Here is a 24,928-nt window from a genome sequence, read left to right on the forward strand (position 1 = left end):
CAGATTTTTTGGGAGATATATCTGATATTTCATTCCTGCACAGAGAAGGAGGCTGATGAAATATGGACTTTAGCGGGGCCTATGCCTGGCCCAACCTTCGTTTCCTGCTTCAAGGATTCCTGATTACCCTGCAGGTAGCAGGGCTATCTATTGTATTCAGCTTCGTGCTCGGCACCGTGCTAGGAACGGTGCGGTTTACCCGTATCCCTATTCTATCTCAGATCGTGGCGGTGATCGTGGATACGATCCGGAATCTGCCGCTGCTGCTCATCATTTTCTTCATCCACATCGTACTTCCACAACTCGGGATCAAAATGTCCGTCTTCTGGTCCACGGTCGTTGGACTGAGTCTGTTCGAAGGCGCGATGATCGCCGAGATCGTCCGTAGCGGTCTGAAGTCCGTTGAGCGTGGCCAGGTGGAAGCTGCCCGCTCCTCGGGCCTGAGCTACATGCAGACTCTCGGTGGTATTATCATGCCACAGGCGCTACGCCGCATGTCCCCACCGATGGTCAGCCAGTTCATCTCACTCCTGAAGGATACATCACTGGCGATCATCATCTCCCTGCCGGAGCTGATGCACAACGTGCAGATCCTTGGCGGTCAAAGTTTCGATTACATCATCCCGGCCTTGCTGCTTGCAGCCGTATTGTATTTTGTCATCAACTACGCGCTGTCCATTGTCGCAAGACGACTTGAGGCACGAATGAATTGAGACAGTCCAAAGACTCCAACCCCACTTCAACGTGGTTTTGGAGTCTTGTTTGTCTTTATTAGCTCTATTGGCTTTTAAGCTCAGAACCGAGCCTTTTTCCCATTTCAACTTTGCTCCGCATACTCTAAATAAAAACAACCGACTGCATCATGCAATCGGTTGTCTATTCATAAATCGGCTCTTATATTTAAAACGATTATACTCATTAATCAGTTCATCCAATAGCATGGATTGTTGAAGGACTTTGTTGTCTTGCATGCCATGATTCTCCGCCAAACGACTCAATTCATGCCTGTTCCGTTCGATTTTATCTGTGATCTGCACCGGTTCACCCACAGCATGCACCCCCTCTTTGTATAACATTTTAGGATACATTGCCAAAAAATTCATATTTTATTCCTTTGCAGAATAAAATATTTATTTACATAGAGATACTTTCAACATCAAGCATTTTGCATAGAGACATGAAGTCTCCTCATCTATACAAGATGTGGGCAAAGAAATTTATAGCATGTCTACATATCGTATTCAAGAAAGCTATAATCAACTAACACCAAAGTGAACCATGGACATATTATCATTTTTGCCTCACGTATTTTGGTACCTTTCTCTCCAAAAAAGTTAATAACTTTATCAGAAAGTAATCTATTCATATAGATAATTATCAGAACCGTTCTGGATACCAAAATAACGAAGATTGTAGCCCTCGCGATAACGAGAACTTAACGGACCAATGAAGCGGTCATTCTCAAACTCAATATGACCTGTTAAATAGAGCAAAATCAGATATTCCTCAAAACGTTGATTACCCAGAATCACCTCGCTCTCTTCCACTCCATAAAATACGCTGATTTCAAGCATTAATAAATATGAAAACCCTTGTACAGTCGATCCGATTATCCATGCAAATTCTAGTGGCTCATGGATATCTTCATCCTTGTTCAGGCTAATTAACTGCTTAGTTCCCCTCTCATCCTTAAATACATAAGCTGCAACCGCCTGATCAAATCCGGCATAAGGGTCGTTACGCAAGTCGGAAAACTCTTCTAAATCTACCTTCTCAGCGTAGTATTTCTCTGTCAGTCGTTCATGGATCTGCTCTAAAGTGAATGGATTAGGAATGTTTAACGTTATATATTTGTCATAAAGCTTCTGTATATCAATCTGCAATGGAGAATCCTCTTTTCGTTAATGAAAGATCTAATGGACATTACAAATAAGCGCCCCATCTCCAGTTCCGGAAATAAGACGCATGTTAGTAAAAACTTTTAACTACTTATCAAAATCTACTAATAGCCACCTGCACCATGATTGAAAACCAGATTTATAATATTGTTTATACCACCTGTAATACTAGAAAACATAATGAAAGAACTAAATAGCGTTAACGCTAACATTGCTTTTTTTCTCATATCGACCATAAACCTCCTTGATAATACTTTTATATTCAGACTCTATTGAATCAGAAGCCTGTGTTCTAAATTCTTCAAATAAACTCACACAATAAATTATAGTTGAGTCATCCTTGATCTTGTGCGCACTACTCAAACAAGTAAGCAGATTCCTGAATCCTTCATGATACCTTGCTTTCGATAACTGGTAGAATGCTAATTCTGCCCAAAATTTAGTGTATCGATCATCTTTTATCTGAGTAATATAACTACTCTCATAGTTACGATCATCAAATAACATATGAATAAACAAATCAAACCTTTTGAGAACGTGGTCAACATTCAGTTGATACAAATTAGCTGCTTCCATAACTTTGACAAGTCCAAGAAGAGTTTCATTGTCATTCGCTTCTATAAAGTCGAGATAGGAGTTAAGTGAATCATAGTCCCCTGTCATCAATTTATACAAATAGGTATTAACTTCAGCCCAATCTGTAAACCGCTTTATAAAGAGTTGATCCTCTGAAGTTGGGTCTTCAATAACAATATTTGAATAAAACGAAGTATACTCTAATGCTTTTTCATACTCTTTACGTTCTCCCCATACTGTTGCCATTAATAAGTAGGCATAAAATTTATAAGTAAATAACGGGTGTTTGGAGATTCGAATAAACTCCAATCCCTTTTTTTTGTTTTTGTATTGTTCCAAAAATTTGACCCGTTGCAACAGTTCATCAGCTAACTGGAATACTTTGTCCCAATGACATAACCCATTGTATGTATTAGCTAACTCCCTTATCGCATCCAGTTGCCGTTCCTCATCCAGCCGATTAATATACGGTTCAAAATGCACGGCCGCACGAAGATTCTCATGCTGGTCCTGACCGAGAGATAGCGTGAAAATGCGATATTGGCATAGAGCGAGACGCTCCGAGTGTTGATACTTCTCACATTCCGCCACACATTCGTACAACATCCGTGCAGCCTTCGTCTGTCCACGTTCAAGCATGCCTTCCGCCATCTCGAACAACTCCGAGATATACGAGCGATCATCCGTCACTTGCTGGATAACCTTCTGAATACATTCCAACTTGTCCAATTCAGCACAACGCTGCAGGAACGGCTCCAGTCTTCTCCAATGGGGTGCCGATTCCACGAAACATTCAGCCCCATAAACCTCGTAGAAATACCCCTCTTCCAGCTTCATGCCTTGGGTAATCAGATCCAGTTGAGCCATAGCGATGGGCCGAGTCCCCTTAATAATTGCACTAAGCGTTCCAGCGTTAACCCCCGATATATCGGCAAAATACTGCAGGGTATATCCCTGTTTCCTGATGTAGTCCTCAATATATGAGCGTATCGTAGTTGTAGGTTCCATGTATCCCACCTCCACAATGAAAATCCATAATTTTGAATTTATATGATATGTACAATTTTAATCCTAAATTTTACAGCGGTCAATAAAAATCGTGGCAATTTCCTTCACATGAATGCTTGGAAGCTTGAATATTCCTGCTTATAGAAAAAATCCATTAGAAGAATTCGTGAGAACGTGATACATTTAATTCAACTTACATATCCTACTATTTCAATAGGATTATACGACACAGATATTATCAATTCAGTTCAAGGAGAAGGTCAGATGAAATTTGCCTTGTTTAGTCTCATGATGAATCTGCCTAATGCAGTAACCGGGGAAGCTCTGACGACTCAGCAGAAATTCCACAATATATTAGAGCAAGCGAAGCTGGCTGAACGACTCGGATTCGATGCCTATGGAATCGGTGAACGACACGGTGCGCCTTTTCTATCTTCCTCGCCGCCTGTCGTATTAACCGCAATAGCCGCAGCAACCACACGCATCCGGTTACTAACCACCGTTACTGTTCTTAGTATACTTGATCCGGTCCGGGTTGCCGAGGATTATGCCACGCTGGATCAATTATCGGGCGGACGGCTGGAGATGATCATCGGGAAAGGCAATGACCCTCGGCACTATCCGCTGTTCGGTATAAGCGAAGAGGAACAATGGGATTCACTCGATGAACGCTATCATCTGCTAAGACGGCTGTGGTCTGAAGAGAATGTAACCTGGCAGGGAACGTATCGCCCTCCTCTTGAGGGAGTAACCACGTGGCCAAGACCGCTTCAGCAATCCATCCCGATCTGGCATGGTAGCGCGTCCAGCACGGTCTCGACCGAACTCGCAGCCAAATATGGTGAGCCGCTCTTCACGTCGAACTCTTTTCACCCTCAGGCCAAATATAAAGCGTTAATTGATCATTATCGGGAGCGCCTCGATTATTATGGTCATGATCCGCAGCAGGCAGTGATTGGCTCCGGTGCCGGCAGTCTCTATCTTGCCGATACGGGTGAAGAAGCCATCCGCCGCTACAAGCCATACTATGAAGCGTTCCATGCCAGTGCCGCTGCACAGCATAACCAGTCTCCATTTACCGATCTTGAGGATAACATCGCACGAGGTCCTGTGTTGATCGGCAGTCCAGAGCAGGTCATTGAGAAAATTCTGGATTATCATGCCGCTTACGGACATCAGGTACTGAGTATCAGCGTAGATGGACTGACGCATAGCGAGCAGCTGGAGCAAGTGGAGCGTTTTGCCAAGGAAGTGGCCCCTGTATTACGCCGCGAACTGCCCAGTTCGGTATGGAATGAACCCCCGGTGTTAACCCAGCACTCATCCTTCCTTTCCTCTAATGCTACAGAATCATGGCCCACAGCCATCTCACCTATATTCCAGGTTTAGTTCCCCCCGCACAATATACACGTGTTCCTTCCAGGGTGATTCCTACGAATCGCCCTCTTCCTTCTTCCCCCCACTTGTATCGCAGCTCTCCCTGTAACTACTTGGACTGAATACCTTCAAACAATGAACTGAGCAACACATCTACAAATGCATCATCCATCGCTTCACCCGTCACTAACATGCGATAGAACAGTGGTCCGTAGATCAGATCAATGTACAATCCAATGTCTATCCCACTCTTCAATTCGCCGCGCTCCACACCCTTCTCCAGAATTCCCCGCGCTTCACGCCGACGTGGTTGGATGTATCTTGTGCGGTATTCTTCGGCAAGCCCTTCATCCGACTGCCCTTCCCCAATAATCTGCGTAATCACTTTTCCTTCACGACTGGTCAAAAAACGAACCAGATTACTCGCATGTATGCGTATATCTTCCAATACCGAGCCTGTATCCGGTACTGGCAATCTTGCCGTTGCGGCAGACATATATCCGTCCATGATGACGGCGCCTTTGTTAGGCCACCATTTGTAGATAGTGGCTTTACTTACCTGTGCACGTTCAGCAATCTTCTCAATTGTAACTGTCCCGAATCCGTGCTCCAACAACAACTCGTACGACGCTGTAAGAATGGCATTCTGGGTTTCCATGTTCCGCGGACGTCCTCTTTTTGCAGTCATTTTGAGCCCTCCTGGTTGTAATACATATATATCATCATCAGTAATATTCATAAAAACGATACGTTCATTATACTAAACAGTGATGAGTACACACAATTCATACTCCGCTTACCTTTTCGTTCTCATTTAAAGTTTCATTAGAATTATGTAATGCCTATTTACAATACTAAACGTTTAGTTTATTATATGTTTGTAATTAGTGAACACAACGTTTAGTAATTAGCGTTTTTAAATATCACTTGTTTATAGGGAATACCAATTTATAATTATGGAGGTTGATTACGATGGATATGAGACAACAAGTGAAGCAGGCACCTGTGCCCACCTGGATTATTTTCTTATTGGCATCGGCTTGTGGATTGATTGTGGCAAACCTGTATTATGCTCAGACCGTTATCGGACCGATCAGTATTACAACGGGTCTGTCTTCTGCCGCTGCCGGATTGATTGTCACGTTAACACAGATTGGCTATGTCATTGGATTGTTGTTCATCGTGCCGCTCAGTGACATTACCGAGAATCGGCGCCTGGTCGTGCTTTTCCTCATCGTACTGGTCGTTGCCCTGATTGCTGCGGCTTTCTCGTCCACGGCTGTTGTATTTCTGACCGCCTCTCTGTTCATTGGCATAGGTTCTGTTGTTGCTCAGATTCTGGTGCCCTATGCGACGTATCTTACGTCCGAGGAACAACGCGGGCGGGTCGTCGGCAATGTAATGAGCGGTCTGCTGTTAGGCATTATGCTGGCTCGTCCTGTCGCAAGCTTCATCACCAGCCTCTTCGGTTGGCAGACAGTCTTTGTATTCTCCGCCATTGTTATAACACTTCTAATGCTGCTTCTGTCACGTGCTCTTCCTGCCCGGAAGCCTGAACCCACCTTAAAATACGGCCAATTAATCGTATCCTTGGGCACACTGTTCAGAACGATGCCTCTGCTACGCCGTCGGGCGTTCTATCAGGCCAGTCTGTTTGGTGCTTTCAGCTTATTCTGGACTACGGTTCCGCTCAGACTCGCTAACGATTTTGACATGTCACAGCAAGGCATTGCCTGGTTCGCACTGGCTGGTGTCGGAGGTGCTATTGCCGCTCCCATTGCCGGGAGACTTGCTGATCGCGGACTAACACGTATTCTGACGGGTGCTGCCATGGTGATCGCTGTTGCTTCGTTCGGTCTTGCTTATGTGTTCCAGAGCCACTCCACGTTAGCACTGATCCTGCTTGTGATCGTGGCGATCACACTGGATATGGCTGTCTCAGGAAACCTGGTGCTGGGTCAACGCATCATCTACTCCTTAGGAAGTGAAGCGAGAGGACGTGTGAATGGTATATTCATGTCGATCTTTTTTGTCGGCGGTGCGATTGGTTCCTCTCTCGGAAGCTGGTCTTATGCTAATGGAGGTTGGAGTCTCACAACACTGATTGGCCTAATCATGCCACTGCTCGCTCTGGTGTATTACTTTACGGAAAAGAAAGCCGTAGTCATCAGCAGTGAATAGAATGAATATGTCATTAATTTCGAGCGACGGAAAATGGGCAGATTGATCCAGAGGATCAATCTGCCCATCATGTTGTACTCATCGCTTGGCTCCCTGTGACAGGAAGTTATCACTATTATTAAGATGGATACATTAGCGTATTAGGCTTTACTGTGAAGGGTAACTTGGTACCCATCTGGATCGGAGAATGTAAAGGTTCGCCCGAATGGTCCATCTATTGGGGCAGATGTAATCTTTACACCTGCTGCAACAAGCTTGTCGTGGATGTCTTGCGTATCTGGGGCATGAAGCCACAGAGCGATACCAAGTCCTGGCTGATTACCTGAACCAAGTTCTGTTCCTGGCAATAAGTCACGAAGAGCAAATGCAATAGGTTTTGTTTCAAAGACCACCGCATGAGGTGGTCCCGCCTGTGAGCGTACCAGTCCGAGATAGTTTTGATAAAATTCGGCAGAGCTTTCAAGATTGCTAACCTGAAGTGAAATAAAATCCGGTCCAATTGCTGACATAATGTAATGTCCTCCTTCGTATTTGTATATCTTGATCATACAAGACCGCTCTTGCCAACAGTATGTCAGTAGTGTTCTTTCATTTTTTTGATTTCTTTGATTTCTTCTTTTACTCGGTTTCTCTCTTACACCAACACGGGCAGATGCGTATTCGCATCATACTCCACCAACTGCTCACCGGCATGCAATTTACGCACCAGATCGGGGTTTGCAATAAACGGTCTGCCGAACGCAACCAGATCTATGCTTCCCTTGCCAATAGCGTGCTCCGCGGTCTGAACATCCAAATCCCCTACACCAATGATGATTCCGTCCCACAGACTTCGAATCTGCTCGTGAAAGGACTGCTCCCCTTCCCACGCTTTCGTATATTGATCTGTTGAGGGATGCAAGATCGTAATTCCCGTCTCGCGGAACAAGTTCAGATATGCATCGATCATTCCGGCTTTGTCCATCCATGCATAGGATGCATCATCATCCTTTTTCTCAGAGAATCGTACCGATATGCGATCCACAGGGATCTCTTTTTTCACAGCCACAATAATATCCCGCAAGAACCGCAATCTGCACGCTGTGTCTCCTCCGTATTTGTCTGTTCTGTGGTTGGTCTTCTCATTGATAAACTGGTCGATCAGATACCCATGCGCAGCATGTAGCTCGATCCCGTCGAACCCTGCCAGAACCGCATTGCGAGCGGCCGTCTGAAAATGCTGAATTGTATCCGCTATATCCTGTGCACTCATCGCTTGAGGAACCTGATACGGCTTATGCAGCTTATGAACTCTTCCCTCTGCCGCAAGGCTGGAGGGTGCCAATGGAGCGGTTCCGATCAGATCGGAGTGGGACAACCTGCCGACATGCCATAGTTGAGCAATAATCGTGCCGCCATGGCTGTGGACAGCAGCCGTTACCCTTTTCCAAGAAATCGTCTGTTCATCTGTATATAAACCAGGGATGCCGTAAGTGCCTTTGCCTTCCAGATTCGGGTTAATGCCCTCGGTAATGATCAGCCCCACACCATCTCGCGCACGCTGCTCATAATAGGCCACCATCTCATCCGTGACGGTCCCCTCCTGATCATCAGCAAATCCCCGGGTCAACGGCGCCATCACAATTCGGTTCCTTAATTGCCACTGATGAATCGTCACTGGGCTCAATAATGTTGAACGTGTATTCATGTTATCCATGTCATATCCCTACTCTCTTCGTCATTAAGGATATTGTAAGGCGACCCTAATATATCGTAAAATGATTGAAATATATAGTTGTATCTCTCCGAGAGATACCTAACATCGGCATCAGCTGAAGCAGTTGAAGTTAATCCACGTCCAGGAGGACATAGCATGGAACTTTCCGATATTAATATTGTTCTCGCGGTGGCACGTTCAGGCAAAATCTCACAGGCTGCCAAAGAACTGAATTACGCGCAATCCAATGTCACCACACGCATCAAAAAACTGGAGCAGGAATATCAGATACAGCTGTTCAACCGATTTCCCAAAGGCGTTGTGCTGACCTCCAAAGGAGAACAGTTTGTTGAGTACGCCACGCGCATTCACAATCTTTTGCACGATCTGAAGCAGGATATGACCGATCCCGGGGAGCCTTCTGGCACGCTGAAAATCGGCATTGTGGAAACGGCAGCATCGAGCCGGTTTATAGAAATTCTGAATGAATATCAAATAACCTACCCGAAAGTGTCCATCTCACTCGTCAACGCCACTTCACCCAAAGTACTGCGCAAGAAAATACAGGACTATGAAATTGATGGTGCTTTTATCAGCGGGGCTTGTGTGAAGGAAGGTTTGAAGGTGGAGTACGAGATGCAGGACACCGTTCATATCATCTCCAAAAAGACAGATGCACCACCCGAAAGCCTGTGCCAAGTATCGTGGGTTGTTTTCCCCGAGGGCTGCCCGTATCGTGAAATAACCGAAGAATTTTTGCAGGAAGAGGGGCTGTCCGCTCGTAATATCATCGAAGTGAGTACGATGGAAAACCTGCTTAGCTGTGTGGAGTCAGGAATCGCATTTACCATTATGCCGTGCAGCGTTATTCACAAGAAACCGAATGATTTCTCCGTATTCGAGCTGGCAGATCGTTTTACACATACCACGACAACCTTTGTCCGCGGTGAGGATCGTTATGTCAGTAGTGCGCTGGATCAATTCATGAAGCTGCTGAATCAGAAGTGCATTACGTTTTGATATAGATAACTTTTATAAGCAGCAGTATAGTATGTACATTCACAGCAGTCAGGAGAAGATCAGATGAAACTCACGAATCTTTTATATAGGCTCATTGATGCCCGGCGTGTCGACAACAATGCAGAACAAGTGTCCTTTCCATCCTGTCCACATCATACGCTGCTTGTTGTGATCAAAGGGAACTTAACTGTCAAAGTCGAAGACAAAATCATCTCCCTATGCGCCCCTCAAGTCCTTTCCGTCCCACCTTCTCACACCTGTAACGCAACTACCGAGGTACAGCCTGATTTTGAATGTGTCACCTTAACCTACAATGTCTACAACGAAGATCCAGATGGCAGCATGCAGCAGGTTATTGATCCACATCTTGAATTCATGGCCGTTGTTGCTCCCTCAGCTCCCGTTCTCGCCATTCAAATCCATGAAGGTGGGCAGAAGGAAGATCCCTGGGCCAGAATGGCACGTCAGATCCTCTTTCAGGAACTGTGTCTTCTCCTATTGAAGCAAAAGAAGCAAAAATCCCAGGAAGGTACCGCCATGGAAGCGATACGACAGAGCCAAAAATATATCAATACACATTATCACGATAGCTTTACACGCGAAAAACTGGCTGAATTAGCTGGATTGAGTGTCACCCGTTATTCCAGATTATTTAAGAAAATATTTGGACAAGGCCCTATCGAATATTTGAACGCCGTACGCATCCGGAAAGCCGGTGATCTGCTACTGGCCTCGGACAACACGATCAAACAAACAGCCCGCCAGGTCGGGTATGAGGATGAATTCTATTTCAGCCGAAAATTCAAAGCAACCACCGGATTATCTCCCATGGTCTATATTAAAAAGCATCGCTCCGTAACACGTATCGCTTCACTTGCCCATCCATATACGGGACATCTGCTTGCCCTTGGTATTGAGCCTTATGCGGCACTGATTAATCCGGCTCATAGAACATCATATGAATTCAAAAATGTGATTCAAGTAGGCAGAGATCAGCCTGATCTGGAACTATTAATGAACGCACACCCGGAACTGATCATCGGGTATGAAGGTACCGATTATGAAGAGCCCAAAAAAGCCGAATTATTCCGGCATATTGCCTCCACCTGTACCGTATCTTTTGCAGGAGATTGGCGTAAACAGATGTATTCCATTGCTCAATCTGTGGGTAAAATAACAGCTGCCGAGGAATGGCTGGAACGTTATGATCTATCGATCAACCGAAAAATCTCCGGAATACAGTATGCCATGGATGACCGTCCTGTGGCTGTTGCGCAATACGAGGATGGACAGTTCCGGGTCTACGGCAACCGTAATCTGGGTACGGTACTCTATGATGATTTGCAGTTATCCGTACCCCAAGCCCTAAACCACGTATCCCATTCCCGATTAATGTCACTGGAACAGCTGGTTCAGTCTGATATTGAACACTTCATTCTGTTTACAAGTGGTGACGCAGAAGAGCGTACGCACACTGTAGCGTCGCTTATGCAAAATTCAATCTGGCAGCAATGGGAGGCGGTTCGTACCAATCAAGTCTATGAATTAGGAGATTCCTCCCCGTACTCCTGTTATACTTCGTTGGCCCATGATCTGTTTCTGAATCGGGTTAGTCAATTGTTCCTGAGCCAAACGTCCATGCATTAAACAGGAATATCCATGGATTACGATTTGGAATGCACCTATAATTATTTTGATAATGATAATCAAAATCAGTTAAAGGGTGTGTACAACGTGTCTTTACCTAACAACCAACGCTTCTCTACCTTTTTCAAATCAGGACGATTCCTTATAACCATTCTTCTTCTATGCAGCATGCTTGCAGGCTGCGGAACTTCCCAGAACAGCGGGAACTCCGCTTCACCTGAATCCAATGGGTCAGAGCCATCAACCGCTGAACAGGGAAGCGAGAATACCCGCACCATCTCCACGATCAAAGGGGATATCGAAATTCCTGCTGAACCCCAAAAAATTGCGGGTATGCTCTACGTCTTTGCAGATCAATTACTCGCTCTGGGCATTGAACCGACAGCCATGGTAACGTATAACGATCTCGGATTCCCTGAATACCTGGCAGATCAGATGAAAGATACCACTGCCGTAGGTTCCGGCGAGTCTCCCAATTTTGAAGCATTGCTCCAGGCTGAGCCGGATCTCATTCTAGCTTCCAAAACTTTAAATGAAGCAAACTATGAGCAGCTATCCAAGATTGCTCCAACGATCCTTTTCGATAATGAAGAAAAAGGAGACTGGGAGCGATTCATGGAAACGGCAACCGTGCTTGGCAAAGAAAAAGAAGCCCAGGAGGTCAAAGATGCCTATGATGCCAAAGTGATCCTAACCCATGATGAGCTTGCCGTAAAAGCCAAAGGCGAAACGGTGGCCTACATGCGAGTACAGGATAAACAGCTTCAGTTGATTAAACCTGATGATAACTTCACTCTGTTTGGTGCACTGGGATTAACCCCTGCTTCAGTAGACAGTGTAGATTTCCAGGGATCATGGAATGTGGCAATCTCCGAGGAAATTCTGCCTGAGCTGAACCCGGATCGACTGTTTATCATTCTTCGTCCAGGTGAAGAAAACAAGGTTGCACTTCATAACATCACCGATACATCCATCTGGGCCAATCTGAATGCAGTCCAGAACGATCATGTATATATCGGTGATGCCAACCTGTGGTTTGCAGGATACGGTCCCATCGGTCTTAGCAAAATTATTGACGAGATCGCTGCTTCCTTCGAGTTATAAGGGGACATGATGAAATCCAAAACAAATCTTAGGCAGGCCGTGATTGAACGACGTACGATTCAGGAATTTAATGGTCTACCCATTCCCTTGGAAACGATTCATGAGATTCTGGGGGACGCGATATGGGCCCCTTTTCATTCCAAAAAGGAACCTTGGCGTTTCATTCTGTTTATGAATGAGGGCAGAGAAACATTCGCGAGCGCTGTATTGAGTACACGCATTCCTGAATTTGTAGCAAAGTACGGACAACAAATCAGAACTGCCTATTGTACACAGACGCCTGTGCATCTGGTTGTGGTCATGGCAGCCAACCTGCCCTCCAAAGCGTGGGAAGAGGCTTTTGCTGCAACCTCGGCACTGATTCAGAACATACAATTGCTCGCCTGGGAACGACGAATTGGTGTCGTCTGGAAGACAAGTCCTTTCAACGAAAGTCCACTATTCTGTGAAGCCATTGGTGTGACATCAGAGGAAAAAATAGTCGGTACACTTCACATGGGATATTTTAACACTGACGATCAGCCCTTGCCCAAACCTCGCACGCCTCTCACTCAACTGTTGCATCTCATTGATCACTAAATGGACTTGGAACTTATTGAATCTAGATCATAAAAAAAGAAGACAAAAGCACTCATAACGTGTGCCTTTTGTCTTCTTTCCCTCTATATCACATTCAACTAACGCTTATTCCACCTTGAATCTTGCGGCCGATTCGGCCAGCTTTTGCGTCAATTGATCGATCGTATCGACCATGTTCGCCAACTGCTGTACCGTCGAAGACTGCTCCATCATGGTTGCCGTTACTTCTTCAACCGATGCAGATACCTGTTCTCCTGAAGCCGACAAGCTATGTGCTGACTCCAGTACGTCGTCCTTGTTCTGCAACATCTCTTGCATCTGTCCTGCCATCGTGGCGATCTGTTGATTAATGACCGTCACTTTCTCCAAAATCACATCAAATGCCTGACGAGTCTGAATGACAAGCTCATCCTGTCTGGAAGAGATGGTGTGAATTTCGGCAACACTTTGGTTGTTCTCGGCGACATCGGCCAGATTCTGCTCGATAATGCTGGAGATTTCCTTGGACTGGCGTGAACTCTGTTCTGCCAGATTGCGAATCTCTTCAGCCACAACCGCAAATCCTCTGCCATGCTCTCCAGCCCGTGATGCTTCAATTGAAGCATTCAATGCAAGCAGATTAGTCTGCTTGGCGATCTGGCTGATGGCTTCCGTGATCTGACTAATACTGCCCGAACTTGTTTGAAGTTTGACGGTAATTTCCGAGATTTTCTCCACTTCCCGTTCGTTCACCTCATTGATACGCATCAGTTCATTGACGACTTCATTCCCGTTGTGGAATACCGTTTCGATCTCATCTGCTCTCGCCTTCACATCCTGGGCACTGCTGTTCATGGCAGCCACTTTATCGCCGAAGCTGTTGAATTTGCCTGCAATCTGCTCGGTATCTTCGGATTGGGCCTCCATCGCCTTCGCAATTCCCATGGACGTCGCCGACGTCTCATCAATGGATCTTGCCGTCTGTCTGGATGTTTCCTCCAGCTCCTGAGTACTGGCCTGAAGGACATGGATCGAACTATTCATATCGGTGATCAGGTTTCTGTTCTGCTCCACCATGCCATTGAAGCTCTCCGCCAGATCCTTGAATTCACTGTTATATCTACCATTGGCCTTGACGGTCAGATTCCCTTGAGCAAGCTGTTGGAACAGCCCGATCAGACGAATGATAGGTCTCGTAATACTACGAGAAATTAACAATCCCACACCAATAGCCAGAGCAATTCCGATCAATGTCACGATAACCATCTGGCGCTGCATATCCTCTAATGGGCGCTTGATATCGTCATAATCGTCAATAATGACCACGGAGAGATCTGCCCCAGGAATCTGATTCACACGATAATAGGTATTATCTCGATCCATCGAAGTGATCTTCACTTTGTCGGTGGCTCTGGCCTCGATAATTCCCATCGCGTCCTTGTCCCCTTCCAGCGTTTTCCCCACAACGGAAGGGTCCAGTGAATCATACATAATGATGCCGCTTCGGCTCAGCACTTCAACTTTACCTTGACCATTGATCTTAATGTCTCCGAGTTGCCCCAGGAAGAAGCTGCTGTCCACCGACATGGCGAACACACCCAGAATATTGCCCTCTTCATCGGTGATGGGCTCAGAGAATACAATTATGAGCTTTTTGCCAGTCTTAGAGACCACGGCATCACTGATGAAGGATTTCCCCTGTATAGACTCCTTAAAATATTCCCGATCTCCCCGTGACTGCCCAATGACTTCTGGCATGGTTCCCGCCACCATGGTTCCTTCCTTATCAAACACGAACAGGTCAGGCTTGGTGCCTACCGTGTCGGATATACTGTCGGTGAGAATCGAATTCGCTCTATTGAAGTATGGATTCTCCTCTGTGAAAAAGGTCTCATCTGTCATTTCGTTGGTATTACGCAACTCCAAGAGTTCTTTGAAAGTATTATGTACGGATATCGCATGACTCATCTGTTGCTGAAGCTGCATCGCTGTCCAGATCCCTTCCCCAAGGCGGTCAGCCATCACATTAATCTCATCCTTGCTTTTCCTGACCACAACATCAGATGAGATCATATAACTTGTAGTCGTTGCACCGAGCAGAACCAAAACAACCAGTACACTGATCATGATGGGCAGCTTGATTTTAAGCGACATATTTTTGATCTTATACCCTATCCCTTGCTTTTCCCCCGTTTTCCCCATTCCACTTCTCCCCATTTCCCTGAACCATCTCCATCTGAACGATGTATTTACTTTATCGGAAAAATGCATAGTAGAATTGATGTATTAGGGAAAAATTGCCACTGTTTTTCTGTTTTTATATTTTGAAAGCATAAAAAAAAACTGCCTGTCAGATCGACAATATCCATCTCTGGAATGGATGTTGCCGTTACCTAACAGACCGTTTTTAGATTATCCGATGAATGGATTATGTTTACTTGCGCAATCTCCGGGAACTCAGTGCGTGATGACCATTCTGCAGGAATGTGCTACGCGTATTCTTCATCTGTTCGATCCGTCGCTCAGCCAGACGATCTGCGGCAACATAGGTTGCGATACCTTCGGTACGTGAGCTTTCGAATATTTTCTCCAGATTGGTATAGATCTCTCCGATCTTGCTCCACGCTCGATCCGCGTTATAACCGTTCAGCTCATCTGCAATGTTAATTACGCCACCCGCATTGATAACATAGTCAGGCGCGTATACGATGCCCATATCATATAACTGATCTCCATGACGGGTCTCCAGCAGTTGGTTGTTGGCACAACCTGCTACGACCTTCGCCTTGAGCGTTTTAAGCGTATCGTCATTAATTGTGCCACCCAGCGCACATGGTGCATAGATATCACACTCCACACCCGTGATGTCTGCGGGATCAACAGCGGTCGCGCCGAAGCGATCCACAGCCTGCTTCACCGAGTCCTTATGGATATCCGTAACGATCAGACGTGCACCTTCCTCATATAGATATTTGCACAGATGCATTGCGACATTGCCGACACCTTGGACCGCTATCGTTTTGCCTTCCAGCATATCCGTTCCAAACGCCTCTTTGGCTGCTGCCTTGATCCCACGATATACACCCCAAGCCGTTGCAGGCGATGGGTTACCGGATGAACCATAGCTTGCCGAGATGCCTGTCACATAATCAGTTTCCTGATAGATCAGGTTCATGTCCTCTTCCGTCGTTCCCACATCTTCGGCCGTGATATAACGTCCGTTCAATCCCTGAATATATCGTCCAAACGCCCGAAACATTGCTTCGTTTTTGTCACGCCGCGGATCTCCGATAATGACCGTTTTGCCGCCGCCCAGATTGAGGCCGGATACCGCATTCTTATATGTCATACCACGGGCAAGGCGCAGAGCATCTTCAATGGCGGCTTCTTCTGAAGCATAAGTCCACATCCGTGTGCCTCCCAGCGCAGGACCGAGTGTTGTGTCGTGTATGGCGATAATTGCTTTTAAACCTGAATTTCGATCCTGGCACAGAACCAGTTCCTCATAATCGTGTTGCTCCATTGCTTCAAACCAACTCATGTGCTAACCGTCTCCTCCAACCATTTTTGCGATCCAATCGCAATGTTCTCTATTTAATTACCATCCTCTATTGTACCCATGAATACCCAGTTTGTGCAAAATCACATCGCAATGTCAGAGAAGCATCGTTTACCATTTAAGATAACGTCTCAACCACATTAATCGGATGCAGATCTCCATCCACCGCAAATGATGCCTGTCCCGTCTCTTCGGAGACAACCAGTACAACGGCGTCCGTCAATTCACTTAATCCAAGCGCAGCCCGATGACGAGTGCCTATCTTTCGTTCATGCACTTCCGCCTGCGATAAAGGCAACACATTACCAGCGGATACAATCTGATTGCCACGAATGAGAACAGCCCCATCATGCAGAGGCGCACCGGGAATGAACAGCGATTCCAGCAGCGCATGCGTCACTCTGGCATCCACTGCCACCCCTGAATGGATAATCGTCTCCAACGGAATTTCGCGTTCAATCACAATCAGCGCACCATATCTCCGGTCAGACAGATGCTGTACGCTTGATGTTAATTCAGCAAACTTCTCGGTAAAAGGTGAAAGATAACAATCCAGATAAAAAGAAGAGGCGAGCACCTCGATCTGCTTAATCTCCGCTCGAATCTCTGCAAATTGTCCCAATAGACAGACACTGTCATTGTCAAAACGGGATAACGTCATGTTCATTCGATCCGCCACACGGTGCAGATCTGCCTTGAGCTTCTGCCTCATCGAGGAACTGTCACAGTCTGCTTGCTGAGTCATCATTCTCCGCCTCCTCTGGTTGCGTTGGGCTTCACGCCGCATCATTAGTACCCATACCTTCCCCTCCGGAGCAGGTATATATGCAATAGCAGCAAGGTTGTATGAGTTAAGCAAGGTCTTATTGTAACTGGTCTGGAAAACAAAATAGAGCCTGTCCGCAAACTTCCACGGTCAGACCCTATTCGCATAATGATTTGATGTTTGCCTATTTCACTTATTGAGCTTTTCCATATGAACCTGTCTTAAATGTAGTCGGGTCATACCACTTGTACCCTGCTGCGGGTGTAGCCCATGGCTCAAGTTGCGGCTCGGTCGATGCAGCCGGAGCTTCCATCGGAAGCAAGCTTGTGGCCGTATCCAATGTCAGTCCTGGCACTTGCGCCAGACTCGTATAGCTCTCTTTGACTGCGAGCCACTTCACGGTATTCACGAGGAAAGTAGCATCGTCCACTTCTTTGAATCCATCATAGGTCTTCTTGGTGGCGCCGGTTTCTTCACGCAAATATTTCGGAGTAGCGTCTTCCACAGGGGAAGAGTCGCCGATAAATGCGGCTTTGCCCGCACCAATCTTCGCAATGGCGGCATAGGCTCCTTCAGCTCGTCCACCACCATTGTATACGCCCTGATCCACGGCATTGCCCCACTTGGACACACCACTTGGTACATACACCAAGCCTTTGGCCTTGTTCGGATCCATAATTGCAATGGTCGATCCGGCATGCATGGCTACAGAATTAACGCCAGCTGTAATGCCGAAGGATTGGGCCGGTGTAACGATATCCGATGCGTTCACATCGCCGAGTGCATTGTAGCGGAAACGAACACCAAAGTTCGTCGCCAGCCAATCGGAGCTAATCACACCTTGCATGGCAGGTGATTCAGCTTCAGCCGAAGACATGCCTTTGGCTGGATTCAGGAAGGCACCACGGCGATAGCCGTTGAATACTTCGGAAGAATCCCAGCGGTTTTTGTTGCGGTCTGCATTGTAGTGATCGGAGATGAAGAAGATACTTCCTCCGTTCTGTACATACTGCACCAGCGCAGCCTGCTCAGTCGCTTTGAACGGCACGTTGGCTTCGCCGATGACAAAGACGTGGTAATCTTTCAATTTATTATAGGTGATGGCTTGCTCACCAAATGTATACGGGATACTGCGTTCCAGCTGATCCACGGCAAAGCCTGCGTTTCGCAAACCATTGGCAAAATCCGAAAATGCCCCGTCGATAATCCAGTCGGCAGCACCTGCTGTCTGGGCGTGGGTATTATCGAACAATACTTTCTTGCCAGTACCATCCGGCAGCGTTGTACCTGGGTTCGGTTCTGGATCAGGATTGGTTGTTCCGGAGGAAAGCGCGATGGACGTTGGGTTTTTGACTCCTGCATAGCTGTTGTAGGCACCTAAGGTTCCGGTTACGATGATCTTTTTGCCTACAAGACTCGGATTGGAAGCCAGTCCATATTGCGAACGGAAAGATGCGGGAACTTGTACATCCAATAATCTCGCGTTGGTTCGCTCTGACGCTGAATCTGCAATCAGAACATTAAAATCATTGGCATACGGAGATGTAAACTTCGCGGTAAGTGACCCGGTAGCATGTCCAACAATGATCCCTTCAACCGTTGCCGTTCCTCCACCGCTCTGGGCAGCGATGGCCTGAGATACCGTAAGTGGTGCTGCAGCTTGTACCGGACTTTGCGAACCCGGCCCGAGCAATGCGGTTGCCATCATGATAAAGACCAGGAATGCCCCGATCCAGTGCTGCCATAACGCCTTCTTCATATTCCCTTTCTCCTCCTCCAAATTACCTGATAATGGGTTATCCTCCTTTAATTTAATGGTTCATATGCTGAATTCCTCTTTCTTTTTGTAAAATTTATGAAAAAGTTTAGAAGTTGAGTCTATTTGCCCATACTGATGATCATACCTTACATATGTCGAAGGAGTAGATGATAGATTATGACGAAGCTTATATTTTTAATACCTTTGTTAATTGTGCCGCTGATTATGGCTTATGTTGCACTTCGTTCTCGGATGGTTACGCGACTGTTTCATATTGTTGCGCTGCTCTGCTTTTATAGTGCGGCAACGGTCATCGCTGGCGATGTGTATGCTACGAATGCCCATATGACCACATTCACCACCGAGATTCACCATTTCCTGCTGAATGGCTGGTTCCTGTATCCAGCTGCTTATCTGGGTGTATATATCCCCTATGTGCTGTGGATGAGCCTATTTTCAGAAAAAAGTTGAATTCATTACGGACTTGGGATTGCATTTTGCCATCGTTCATTGCATAATAAGTATATAACTGTGATAATGATTATCATTCTTGAACTTGTCTCTATGTACCTGTCTACTGCATATGATTTTACGATTTTATAGATAAAGGGGAACGAACATCGAATGAATACACCTCTGCAAAAGGCTGACCTGCAGCTTGACGATTACTTGGATCTTCTGAACCTGGCAACCAATCTGGGTGATACGAAATGGCAAAAGGAAATTATTCGCAAGCTGGCATATACGTATCCCGCAGTTCAATGTAAACAACCGCAATAACATTCGACATACATCATAGATCTACATCATGGCTCATAACCGATTCATTCGTTGAATCCGTTGTGGGCTATTTTTGTTGTACAATGTACATTAAAGTTATTCAACCGTAAAGGAGTGAACAACGATGCAATTGGAGACCGACAGACTGATCATCCGGGACATTCGGGAGACCGACTGGGAGAGGATTCATGCCTATACCTCCATGACGGAAGTTACGCAGCATACAGCATGGGGACCGAATACCGAGGAGGATACACGGGCATACGTGCAGTTTGTGTTGGACACACAGCAGGCACAACCACGGGAGGGCTTTGAACTTGCGATATGTTTGAAAAATGACGACTCTCTCCTTGGCGGAGTGGGTATTCACGTTATGGAGAAAACCAATGCAGAGATCGGTTACGTCCTCAACCCTGCTTACCAGGGGAAAGGTTATGCCGCCGAAGCAGCCCGTGCTTTACTGGGTTTCGGTTTCAACGAACTTGGCATTCACCGCATTTACGCCAAATGTCGTCCGCAAAACACGGCTTCGGAGAACGTTATGAAGAAGATTGGTATGCAGCGTGAAGGGCTATTACGCGAGCATTGGTTCTACAAAGGTTCCTTTCATGACTCGGTACTCTATTCGATTCTCGCCAGAGAATATACTAATGAACAATTTCATGGAAACGCAAAAAGCTGACTCCCATATATGGGACGCCAGCTTTTCTTTTCTTTCTTTTTCTCCGTAACGACCCCAATCGCCAATGGAGGTGAAGCCTCGAAACAAGCTATGTTACAACCGGCACAGCTCTGCCGGGCAGCTTGGGAAAGTCGGACATCCGCACATGCAGCGCAAGGCTGCCAGATCCCGAATCATCAGTTTGCCGTCCATCATATCCAGCGTACCTTGTTCCTTCCATGCCCCCAGCATCCGCGTTACACTCTCCCGGGTAGCTCCAATCATCTCGGCAAGCTCGGTATGGTTCAGCTTCATGTCTAGAACAATACCATCCGGTGTAATCTTCCCATACGAGTTGCTGGCACGGATCAGAGTCGAAGCGAGTGCACCCGCCTTGCCATAGAGCAGCAAATCACGGAATCTCGACTGGGTGATCCGCTGCGACAGTGCCATCCATTGCAAAAATTTCAAGGCAAGGTCGCCATGTTTGCTGAGTATACTTTCCAGATCGCTGAGCGAGATAATGGCCAGTTCCCCTTTTTCCGCCATCTCTGCACTGTAGCTATGATTCAATCCGCCGATGCCGCCGAATTCACCGATGAGATCGCCGCTTTGTTGAATGGATAAAATAATTTCCTTGCCATCCTCCGTCGACTTGGTCATTTTCACTCGTCCCGAACGAATGTAGTACAGATATCCGGCTTCATCGCCTTCGAGAAAGAGACTATACCCCGACTTCACCCGTTTGGGCTGCATTTTCGCTTCAATCAGGTCCCATTGCTCAGGTGTAACGAACGAAAGGATTCCGCCTGTTTCTCGTGTCATTTTGCCCGCCTCCGTTTGTTTCTGCTCTGTTCTTTGGGTTGTTCTTTCTACAAATACTGTACCCATACCCTTCGTCCCCCTCGGTGATTCCTTATGTATCCATCATACCGCGAAAGTAGCTTCAGGGTTATCGGGGGATTACCTGATCATTAACGAGAAACTCCCTGAATTTGCTGTGAGAAAAGTCACATTTCACCGATATGCCTCATCCTTCGCATTTCTCCAATCCCTTGGTGTACCTGATTTAGGAGTCCTCCACGGCCCAGGTTCAGTAGATTATAGAACGGAAATAGGGGTTTTCCCTGAATTACAATGTACGAGAAAGGGTCTACAATAGAACTAACATCGTAATACCCTTACTTTAAGATGATCCTATCAAAGGTTAATGATATTGATTCTACTTTATGTACGTTATAATCCGAAAAAGGAAGTGTCCTCTCATGCATGATGAACTGCCATCTGGCATTCAGGAGATGATCGACGGCCTGCGCCTGAACACATCCAGCGACTTCTGCGGACTTGCCTGTCTGAACGGGACGATGCTACGCTGGAAGTATACTTCTGGGGCTAGTAATGAACGAGTAAAACGCATGGAAATGCGTCCCGGACAAGATCTGGTAGGCACAGCCCTTCGGACTGGACGCACAGCCCGATCTGATGCACAATCCACCGGGGAGCATACACCCGGTCGTTGCCCGTTAATGCTTGCTGAGCGGCTGGTAAGTGCGATAGCGGTACCTGTGTTCCAGGAAGGAAGCGTGCCTGGCGCCGTGTTGCTCGTTGGCAGCAGACTGCCTTGCACCTTCTCACCGGACATGGTCCGGCAGACGGAGCAAGTCGCTCTACATCTTCAGCCGAAGGTGTTTGGATAAAAGTTTGAACTAGACAGTGAGAGAAGCTATTCGGAGATTAAAGCTCTGGATGGCTTTTTTTTTGTTATGATATAGATAGAACTGAGGAAGCGGACAGGGGGAAATGATGTGATTCAACTATTAGTTGTAGACGACCATGTCGTCGTGCGTTCCGGGCTGATCGCCTTACTCGAAGGAAAGAATGATATACATATCGTTGGAGATGCCGCAGATGGCGATGAAGCCATTGCCAAGGCTCAAGAGTTGAAACCAGATGTGGTCTTGATGGATTTCAGCATGCCACCGGGCAAAGACGGTCTGACCGCTACGGCTGAATTGAAGAAATTGATGCCGGATGTCTCCATTTTGATACTAACCATGCATGACGATGAAGAATATCTGTTCCGCGCCATCCACGCGGGAGCATCCGGATATATACTCAAAAGTGCGCCACATGAAGAATTGCTTGCCGCGATTCGTTCCGTTGCAGAGGGTAGCGCCTATCTGTACCCAAGTGCAACCAAACGGCTAATGAGCGAATACCTGGACAAAGCCAAACAGGAAAACGCCGGACCGTATGACACGTTATCCGAGCGGGAGAAAGAGATTTTGTCCTGGATTGCGAAGGGATACGCCAACAAGGAAATCGCCGAACATCTGATCATCAGTGTCAAAACGGTCGAATCCCATAAAAGCAATCTGATGGAGAAGCTTGGCCTGCGTACACGACCGGAACTGGTGAAGTTCGCCATGAAAAAGGGGTTGCTGAACTTTGAGTAGTGCACGCAAGAACAGATTAAGTGGACTCGCAGACCAGCCTGTACGCCTTCTGCTGAACGAGATTGACAATCACATTACCGATAATGAATTTCGCAGCAGATTAAAGGGTTCCCTGCATCAACTGAGTGATCTGAAATTTGCTCTGGATGAGTCCTCCATTGTTGCCCTCACGGACCGCAAAGGGAAAATCCAATATGTGAATGATAAATTCTGTGAGATCTCACAGTATGAGCGCGAAGAACTGATCGGTAAAGATCATCGAATCATTAATTCCGGATACCATGGCAAAACCTTTATGAACAACCTGTGGGACACGATATCCTCAGGTAAGGTATGGAACGGGGAAATTCGCAATCGGGCCAGAGATGGCAGTTATTATTGGGTCAACACCACCATCGTGCCTTTCCTCGATAACGACGGAGAGCCATATCAATACCTGGCTGTACGTAGTGAGGTAACCAAGCTAAAATCCGTCGAAGCCGAATTGCAGAAGATGATGTCTCAAGTGATGAACATTCAGGAAGAAGAGCGACGCCGGATTTCGCGTGAACTGCATGACGGGATTGGACAGAGTCTCTTCTCTCTGGTGATTCAGATGGATCGACTACTGGCAGACCAGCCTCAACCGGGTGTCGAAGCACTGCGCAAGCAGGTCACGGGCATTATGGAAGATGTACGCGGTATGGCATGGGAGCTGAGACCATCCGTTCTGGATGACCTTGGTGTTGTTCCGGCGATTCGGACCTATATCGAGAATTACACCCGTCACTACGGGATCGAAATCGATCTGGAATGTAATTTGCGCAAGCGACTGGAGATGAACCGGGAGATTGCCATATACCGAATTATTCAGGAAGCCTTAACGAATGTCGCGAAGTATGCCGATGTTGCCGAGGCACGTGTTACGGTAGAAGATGCTGAGGACATGACGATGGTTATTATTGAAGACCAAGGGGCTGGATTCAGCGAAGCAACCGCTGGCAATGGCGTGGGATTGTTCAGCATGGAAGAGCGTGCCCGTGGTGCAGGTGGAACATTGAGAGTTTCTTCCGATCCTGGCGAAGGCACAACCGTTACCCTTTTGCTGCCCAAGACAGCACAGGGATAACCGGACATGCTTCGTATCGTGCTTTGCGCTACAATCAAGCTATCTATTATTTAACAGCTGCTCGCTATTGGACTGCGCGAGTGGCCTTTTTATTTTTTTGATTGGTCAAAACAACAAAATGAAAGCTCAAAATCGGTTAAATTCAATAATCATGATAAATAGATTGACTTCAATTACGATTCGTCATTAAAATATGAATGCCACATACACATTGTATGTTTAGTAAAATCTCAATGTTCATTTCATATAGCGAGAGAAAAGGATGGTCAACATGTCAGAGAAACGCTCCTCCAAGGGTGGAGAAATTCCTCAAATGTACAATCTGGACGAGATGGATCGCAAAATCATCGCCGCGCTTCACCACAACAGCCGAATATCCTATACGGATTTGGGTACACAGATCGGGTTATCACGTGTAGCTGTTCAGGCACGCATTAATGCGTTATCTGAAAAAGGAATCATCGAACGCTTCACCGTAGTCATTAACCCTGGCAAGGTTGGGCTTCAGGTCTCGGCCTTTTTCAATGTGGATGTCGAACCGCCCTTCCTGGATGAAGTGGCTGAGAAACTGGACGAAGAACCGGCCGTCACCAGCCTTTATCATATGACAGGCCCGAGTACTCTACACATGCACGGTATTTTTGCGGATATGGAAGAGATGGAGCAGTTCTTGCTGGAGAAGCTCTATAAGATGCCGGGTATCGTCAAAGTGGAATCACAGCTGTTGTTAAAACGTTATAAAAGCCGGATGGGCATGAGACTCTAGGAGGAAAT

Annotated in this window: 25 protein-coding genes; 14 read left to right on the forward strand and 11 right to left on the reverse strand. The window is 46.6% G+C overall.

Annotated features, from left to right (window positions below; all coding sequences use genetic code 11):
* Positions 1-62: 62 nt before the first annotated feature.
* The gene (locus tag HF638_RS14875; protein WP_169480891.1) at positions 63-713 is read left to right on the forward strand and encodes an amino acid ABC transporter permease; all 651 of its coding nucleotides are present in this window, start codon (positions 63-65) and stop codon (positions 711-713) included.
* Positions 714-860: 147 nt separating this feature from the next.
* On the opposite strand, the gene HF638_RS14880 is transcribed toward HF638_RS14875, so the two are convergent.
* The 3 genes from HF638_RS14880 to HF638_RS14890 all read right to left on the reverse strand — a co-directional run bounded on the left by HF638_RS14880 (position 861) and on the right by HF638_RS14890 (position 3,482).
* Positions 861-1,049 carry a Spo0E family sporulation regulatory protein-aspartic acid phosphatase gene (locus tag HF638_RS14880; RefSeq protein WP_248278145.1) on the reverse strand — a complete coding sequence of 63 codons (189 nt, stop codon included), beginning with the start codon at positions 1,047-1,049 and terminating at the stop codon, positions 861-863.
* A gap of 309 nt (positions 1,050-1,358) precedes the next feature.
* Positions 1,359-1,883: a pyruvate kinase gene (locus HF638_RS14885; RefSeq protein ID WP_169480892.1), complete on the reverse strand. Its 525-nt coding sequence runs from the start codon at positions 1,881-1,883 to the stop codon at positions 1,359-1,361.
* Positions 1,884-2,087: 204 nt separating this feature from the next.
* Positions 2,088-3,482: a helix-turn-helix domain-containing protein gene (locus HF638_RS14890; protein ID WP_169480893.1), complete on the reverse strand. Its 1,395-nt coding sequence runs from the start codon at positions 3,480-3,482 to the stop codon at positions 2,088-2,090.
* Between the two features lie 264 nt (positions 3,483-3,746).
* Here HF638_RS14890 and HF638_RS14895 point away from each other — a divergent pair, with 264 nt between their 5' ends.
* The gene (locus HF638_RS14895; protein ID WP_169480894.1) at positions 3,747-4,871 is read left to right on the forward strand and encodes an LLM class flavin-dependent oxidoreductase; all 1,125 of its coding nucleotides are present in this window, start codon (positions 3,747-3,749) and stop codon (positions 4,869-4,871) included.
* 97 nt (positions 4,872-4,968) lie between these two features.
* Here the strand turns inward: HF638_RS14895 and HF638_RS14900 are convergent, their stop codons facing one another.
* Positions 4,969-5,547 (reverse strand): TetR/AcrR family transcriptional regulator, encoded by a 579-nt coding sequence (locus tag HF638_RS14900; RefSeq protein WP_169480895.1) that lies wholly within the window; start codon positions 5,545-5,547, stop codon positions 4,969-4,971.
* A gap of 284 nt (positions 5,548-5,831) precedes the next feature.
* Here HF638_RS14900 and HF638_RS14905 point away from each other — a divergent pair, with 284 nt between their 5' ends.
* The gene (locus HF638_RS14905) at positions 5,832-7,040 is read left to right on the forward strand and encodes an MFS transporter (RefSeq protein ID WP_211175658.1); all 1,209 of its coding nucleotides are present in this window, start codon (positions 5,832-5,834) and stop codon (positions 7,038-7,040) included.
* Between the two features lie 140 nt (positions 7,041-7,180).
* Here HF638_RS14905 and HF638_RS14910 read toward each other — a convergent pair whose 3' ends face one another.
* Entirely contained in the window at positions 7,181-7,549 is a 369-nt protein-coding gene (locus tag HF638_RS14910) for a VOC family protein (protein WP_169480896.1), read from the reverse strand.
* A gap of 125 nt (positions 7,550-7,674) precedes the next feature.
* On the reverse strand, positions 7,675-8,736 hold the full coding sequence (locus HF638_RS14915) for an alkene reductase (protein ID WP_169480897.1): 1,062 nt from the start codon (positions 8,734-8,736) through the stop codon (positions 7,675-7,677).
* 156 nt (positions 8,737-8,892) lie between these two features.
* Between HF638_RS14915 and HF638_RS14920 the strand changes: the two genes are divergently transcribed.
* The 4 genes from HF638_RS14920 (at position 8,893) to HF638_RS14935 (ending at position 13,086) form a co-directional block, all read left to right on the forward strand.
* Entirely contained in the window at positions 8,893-9,756 is an 864-nt protein-coding gene (locus HF638_RS14920; protein ID WP_169480898.1) for a LysR family transcriptional regulator, read from the forward strand.
* Between the two features lie 63 nt (positions 9,757-9,819).
* Entirely contained in the window at positions 9,820-11,403 is a 1,584-nt protein-coding gene (locus HF638_RS14925; RefSeq protein ID WP_169480899.1) for an AraC family transcriptional regulator, read from the forward strand.
* Between the two features lie 87 nt (positions 11,404-11,490).
* Positions 11,491-12,507 (forward strand): ABC transporter substrate-binding protein, encoded by a 1,017-nt coding sequence (locus HF638_RS14930; protein ID WP_169480900.1) that lies wholly within the window; start codon positions 11,491-11,493, stop codon positions 12,505-12,507.
* 6 nt (positions 12,508-12,513) lie between these two features.
* The gene (locus tag HF638_RS14935) at positions 12,514-13,086 is read left to right on the forward strand and encodes a nitroreductase family protein (RefSeq protein WP_248278146.1); all 573 of its coding nucleotides are present in this window, start codon (positions 12,514-12,516) and stop codon (positions 13,084-13,086) included.
* 105 nt (positions 13,087-13,191) lie between these two features.
* Here the strand turns inward: HF638_RS14935 and HF638_RS14940 are convergent, their stop codons facing one another.
* The 4 genes from HF638_RS14940 to HF638_RS14955 form a co-directional block, all read right to left on the reverse strand.
* On the reverse strand, positions 13,192-15,267 hold the full coding sequence (locus HF638_RS14940) for a methyl-accepting chemotaxis protein (RefSeq protein WP_169480901.1): 2,076 nt from the start codon (positions 15,265-15,267) through the stop codon (positions 13,192-13,194).
* A 232-nt stretch (positions 15,268-15,499) separates the two neighbouring features.
* Positions 15,500-16,606, reverse strand: coding sequence for a Glu/Leu/Phe/Val family dehydrogenase (locus tag HF638_RS14945; protein WP_169480902.1), 1,107 nt, complete (start codon positions 16,604-16,606; stop codon positions 15,500-15,502).
* Positions 16,607-16,742: 136 nt separating this feature from the next.
* On the reverse strand, positions 16,743-17,372 hold the full coding sequence (gene cdaS / locus HF638_RS14950) for a sporulation-specific diadenylate cyclase CdaS (protein ID WP_169480903.1): 630 nt from the start codon (positions 17,370-17,372) through the stop codon (positions 16,743-16,745).
* Between the two features lie 211 nt (positions 17,373-17,583).
* Entirely contained in the window at positions 17,584-19,098 is a 1,515-nt protein-coding gene (locus tag HF638_RS14955) for a DUF6359 domain-containing protein (RefSeq protein ID WP_248278162.1), read from the reverse strand.
* A gap of 228 nt (positions 19,099-19,326) precedes the next feature.
* Here HF638_RS14955 and HF638_RS14960 point away from each other — a divergent pair, with 228 nt between their 5' ends.
* From HF638_RS14960 to HF638_RS14970, 3 genes are all read left to right on the forward strand, one after another.
* Positions 19,327-19,620 carry a hypothetical protein gene (locus HF638_RS14960; protein ID WP_076332602.1) on the forward strand — a complete coding sequence of 98 codons (294 nt, stop codon included), beginning with the start codon at positions 19,327-19,329 and terminating at the stop codon, positions 19,618-19,620.
* A gap of 153 nt (positions 19,621-19,773) precedes the next feature.
* Positions 19,774-19,929 carry a hypothetical protein gene (locus HF638_RS14965; protein ID WP_167350941.1) on the forward strand — a complete coding sequence of 52 codons (156 nt, stop codon included), beginning with the start codon at positions 19,774-19,776 and terminating at the stop codon, positions 19,927-19,929.
* A 124-nt stretch (positions 19,930-20,053) separates the two neighbouring features.
* Entirely contained in the window at positions 20,054-20,611 is a 558-nt protein-coding gene (locus tag HF638_RS14970) for a GNAT family N-acetyltransferase (protein ID WP_169480905.1), read from the forward strand.
* A 93-nt stretch (positions 20,612-20,704) separates the two neighbouring features.
* Here HF638_RS14970 and HF638_RS14975 read toward each other — a convergent pair whose 3' ends face one another.
* A complete protein-coding gene (locus HF638_RS14975; protein ID WP_248278147.1) occupies positions 20,705-21,481 on the reverse strand; it encodes a Crp/Fnr family transcriptional regulator in 777 nt (258 codons plus the stop codon).
* A 374-nt stretch (positions 21,482-21,855) separates the two neighbouring features.
* On the opposite strand from HF638_RS14975, the gene HF638_RS14980 reads away from it, so the two are divergent.
* The 4 genes from HF638_RS14980 to chrS all read left to right on the forward strand — a co-directional run bounded on the left by HF638_RS14980 (position 21,856) and on the right by chrS (position 24,920).
* Positions 21,856-22,287: a GAF domain-containing protein gene (locus HF638_RS14980; protein WP_076332600.1), complete on the forward strand. Its 432-nt coding sequence runs from the start codon at positions 21,856-21,858 to the stop codon at positions 22,285-22,287.
* A 108-nt stretch (positions 22,288-22,395) separates the two neighbouring features.
* Positions 22,396-23,046: a response regulator gene (locus HF638_RS14985; protein WP_017691068.1), complete on the forward strand. Its 651-nt coding sequence runs from the start codon at positions 22,396-22,398 to the stop codon at positions 23,044-23,046.
* Entirely contained in the window at positions 23,039-24,154 is a 1,116-nt protein-coding gene (locus tag HF638_RS14990; protein ID WP_169480906.1) for a PAS domain-containing sensor histidine kinase, read from the forward strand. The genes HF638_RS14985 and HF638_RS14990 overlap by 8 nt, the downstream gene beginning before the upstream one ends.
* Before the next feature lie 271 nt (positions 24,155-24,425).
* Positions 24,426-24,920 (forward strand): chromate efflux transcriptional regulator ChrS, encoded by a 495-nt coding sequence (gene chrS, locus HF638_RS14995; protein ID WP_036616550.1) that lies wholly within the window; start codon positions 24,426-24,428, stop codon positions 24,918-24,920.
* Positions 24,921-24,928: the final 8 nt, after the last annotated feature.

It is taken from the genome of Paenibacillus sp. SZ31, assembly GCF_012912005.1.
Classification (GTDB): Bacteria; Bacillota; Bacilli; order Paenibacillales; family Paenibacillaceae; genus Paenibacillus.

Bases quoted from the DNA above. Each gene is read 5' to 3' on its own strand.
- HF638_RS14875 (WP_169480891.1), top strand. From the start codon at position 63: ATGGACTTTAGCGGGGCCTATGCCTGGCCCAACCTTCGTTTCCTGCTT.
- HF638_RS14890 (WP_169480893.1), bottom strand. From the start codon at position 3,482: ATGGAACCTACAACTACGATACGCTCATATATTGAGGACTACATCAGG.
- HF638_RS14895 (WP_169480894.1), top strand. From the start codon at position 3,747: ATGAAATTTGCCTTGTTTAGTCTCATGATGAATCTGCCTAATGCAGTA.
- HF638_RS14900 (WP_169480895.1), bottom strand. From the start codon at position 5,547: ATGACTGCAAAAAGAGGACGTCCGCGGAACATGGAAACCCAGAATGCC.
- HF638_RS14905 (WP_211175658.1), top strand. From the start codon at position 5,832: ATGGATATGAGACAACAAGTGAAGCAGGCACCTGTGCCCACCTGGATT.
- HF638_RS14910 (WP_169480896.1), bottom strand. From the start codon at position 7,549: ATGTCAGCAATTGGACCGGATTTTATTTCACTTCAGGTTAGCAATCTT.
- HF638_RS14915 (WP_169480897.1), bottom strand. From the start codon at position 8,736: ATGGATAACATGAATACACGTTCAACATTATTGAGCCCAGTGACGATT.
- HF638_RS14920 (WP_169480898.1), top strand. From the start codon at position 8,893: ATGGAACTTTCCGATATTAATATTGTTCTCGCGGTGGCACGTTCAGGC.
- HF638_RS14925 (WP_169480899.1), top strand. From the start codon at position 9,820: ATGAAACTCACGAATCTTTTATATAGGCTCATTGATGCCCGGCGTGTC.
- HF638_RS14935 (WP_248278146.1), top strand. From the start codon at position 12,514: ATGATGAAATCCAAAACAAATCTTAGGCAGGCCGTGATTGAACGACGT.
- HF638_RS14940 (WP_169480901.1), bottom strand. From the start codon at position 15,267: ATGGGGAAAACGGGGGAAAAGCAAGGGATAGGGTATAAGATCAAAAAT.
- HF638_RS14945 (WP_169480902.1), bottom strand. From the start codon at position 16,606: ATGAGTTGGTTTGAAGCAATGGAGCAACACGATTATGAGGAACTGGTT.
- cdaS (WP_169480903.1), bottom strand. From the start codon at position 17,372: ATGATGACTCAGCAAGCAGACTGTGACAGTTCCTCGATGAGGCAGAAG.
- HF638_RS14955 (WP_248278162.1), bottom strand. From the start codon at position 19,098: ATGATGGCAACCGCATTGCTCGGGCCGGGTTCGCAAAGTCCGGTACAA.
- HF638_RS14960 (WP_076332602.1), top strand. From the start codon at position 19,327: ATGACGAAGCTTATATTTTTAATACCTTTGTTAATTGTGCCGCTGATT.
- HF638_RS14965 (WP_167350941.1), top strand. From the start codon at position 19,774: ATGAATACACCTCTGCAAAAGGCTGACCTGCAGCTTGACGATTACTTG.
- HF638_RS14970 (WP_169480905.1), top strand. From the start codon at position 20,054: ATGCAATTGGAGACCGACAGACTGATCATCCGGGACATTCGGGAGACC.
- HF638_RS14975 (WP_248278147.1), bottom strand. From the start codon at position 21,481: ATGGGTACAGTATTTGTAGAAAGAACAACCCAAAGAACAGAGCAGAAA.
- HF638_RS14980 (WP_076332600.1), top strand. From the start codon at position 21,856: ATGCATGATGAACTGCCATCTGGCATTCAGGAGATGATCGACGGCCTG.
- chrS (WP_036616550.1), top strand. From the start codon at position 24,426: ATGTCAGAGAAACGCTCCTCCAAGGGTGGAGAAATTCCTCAAATGTAC.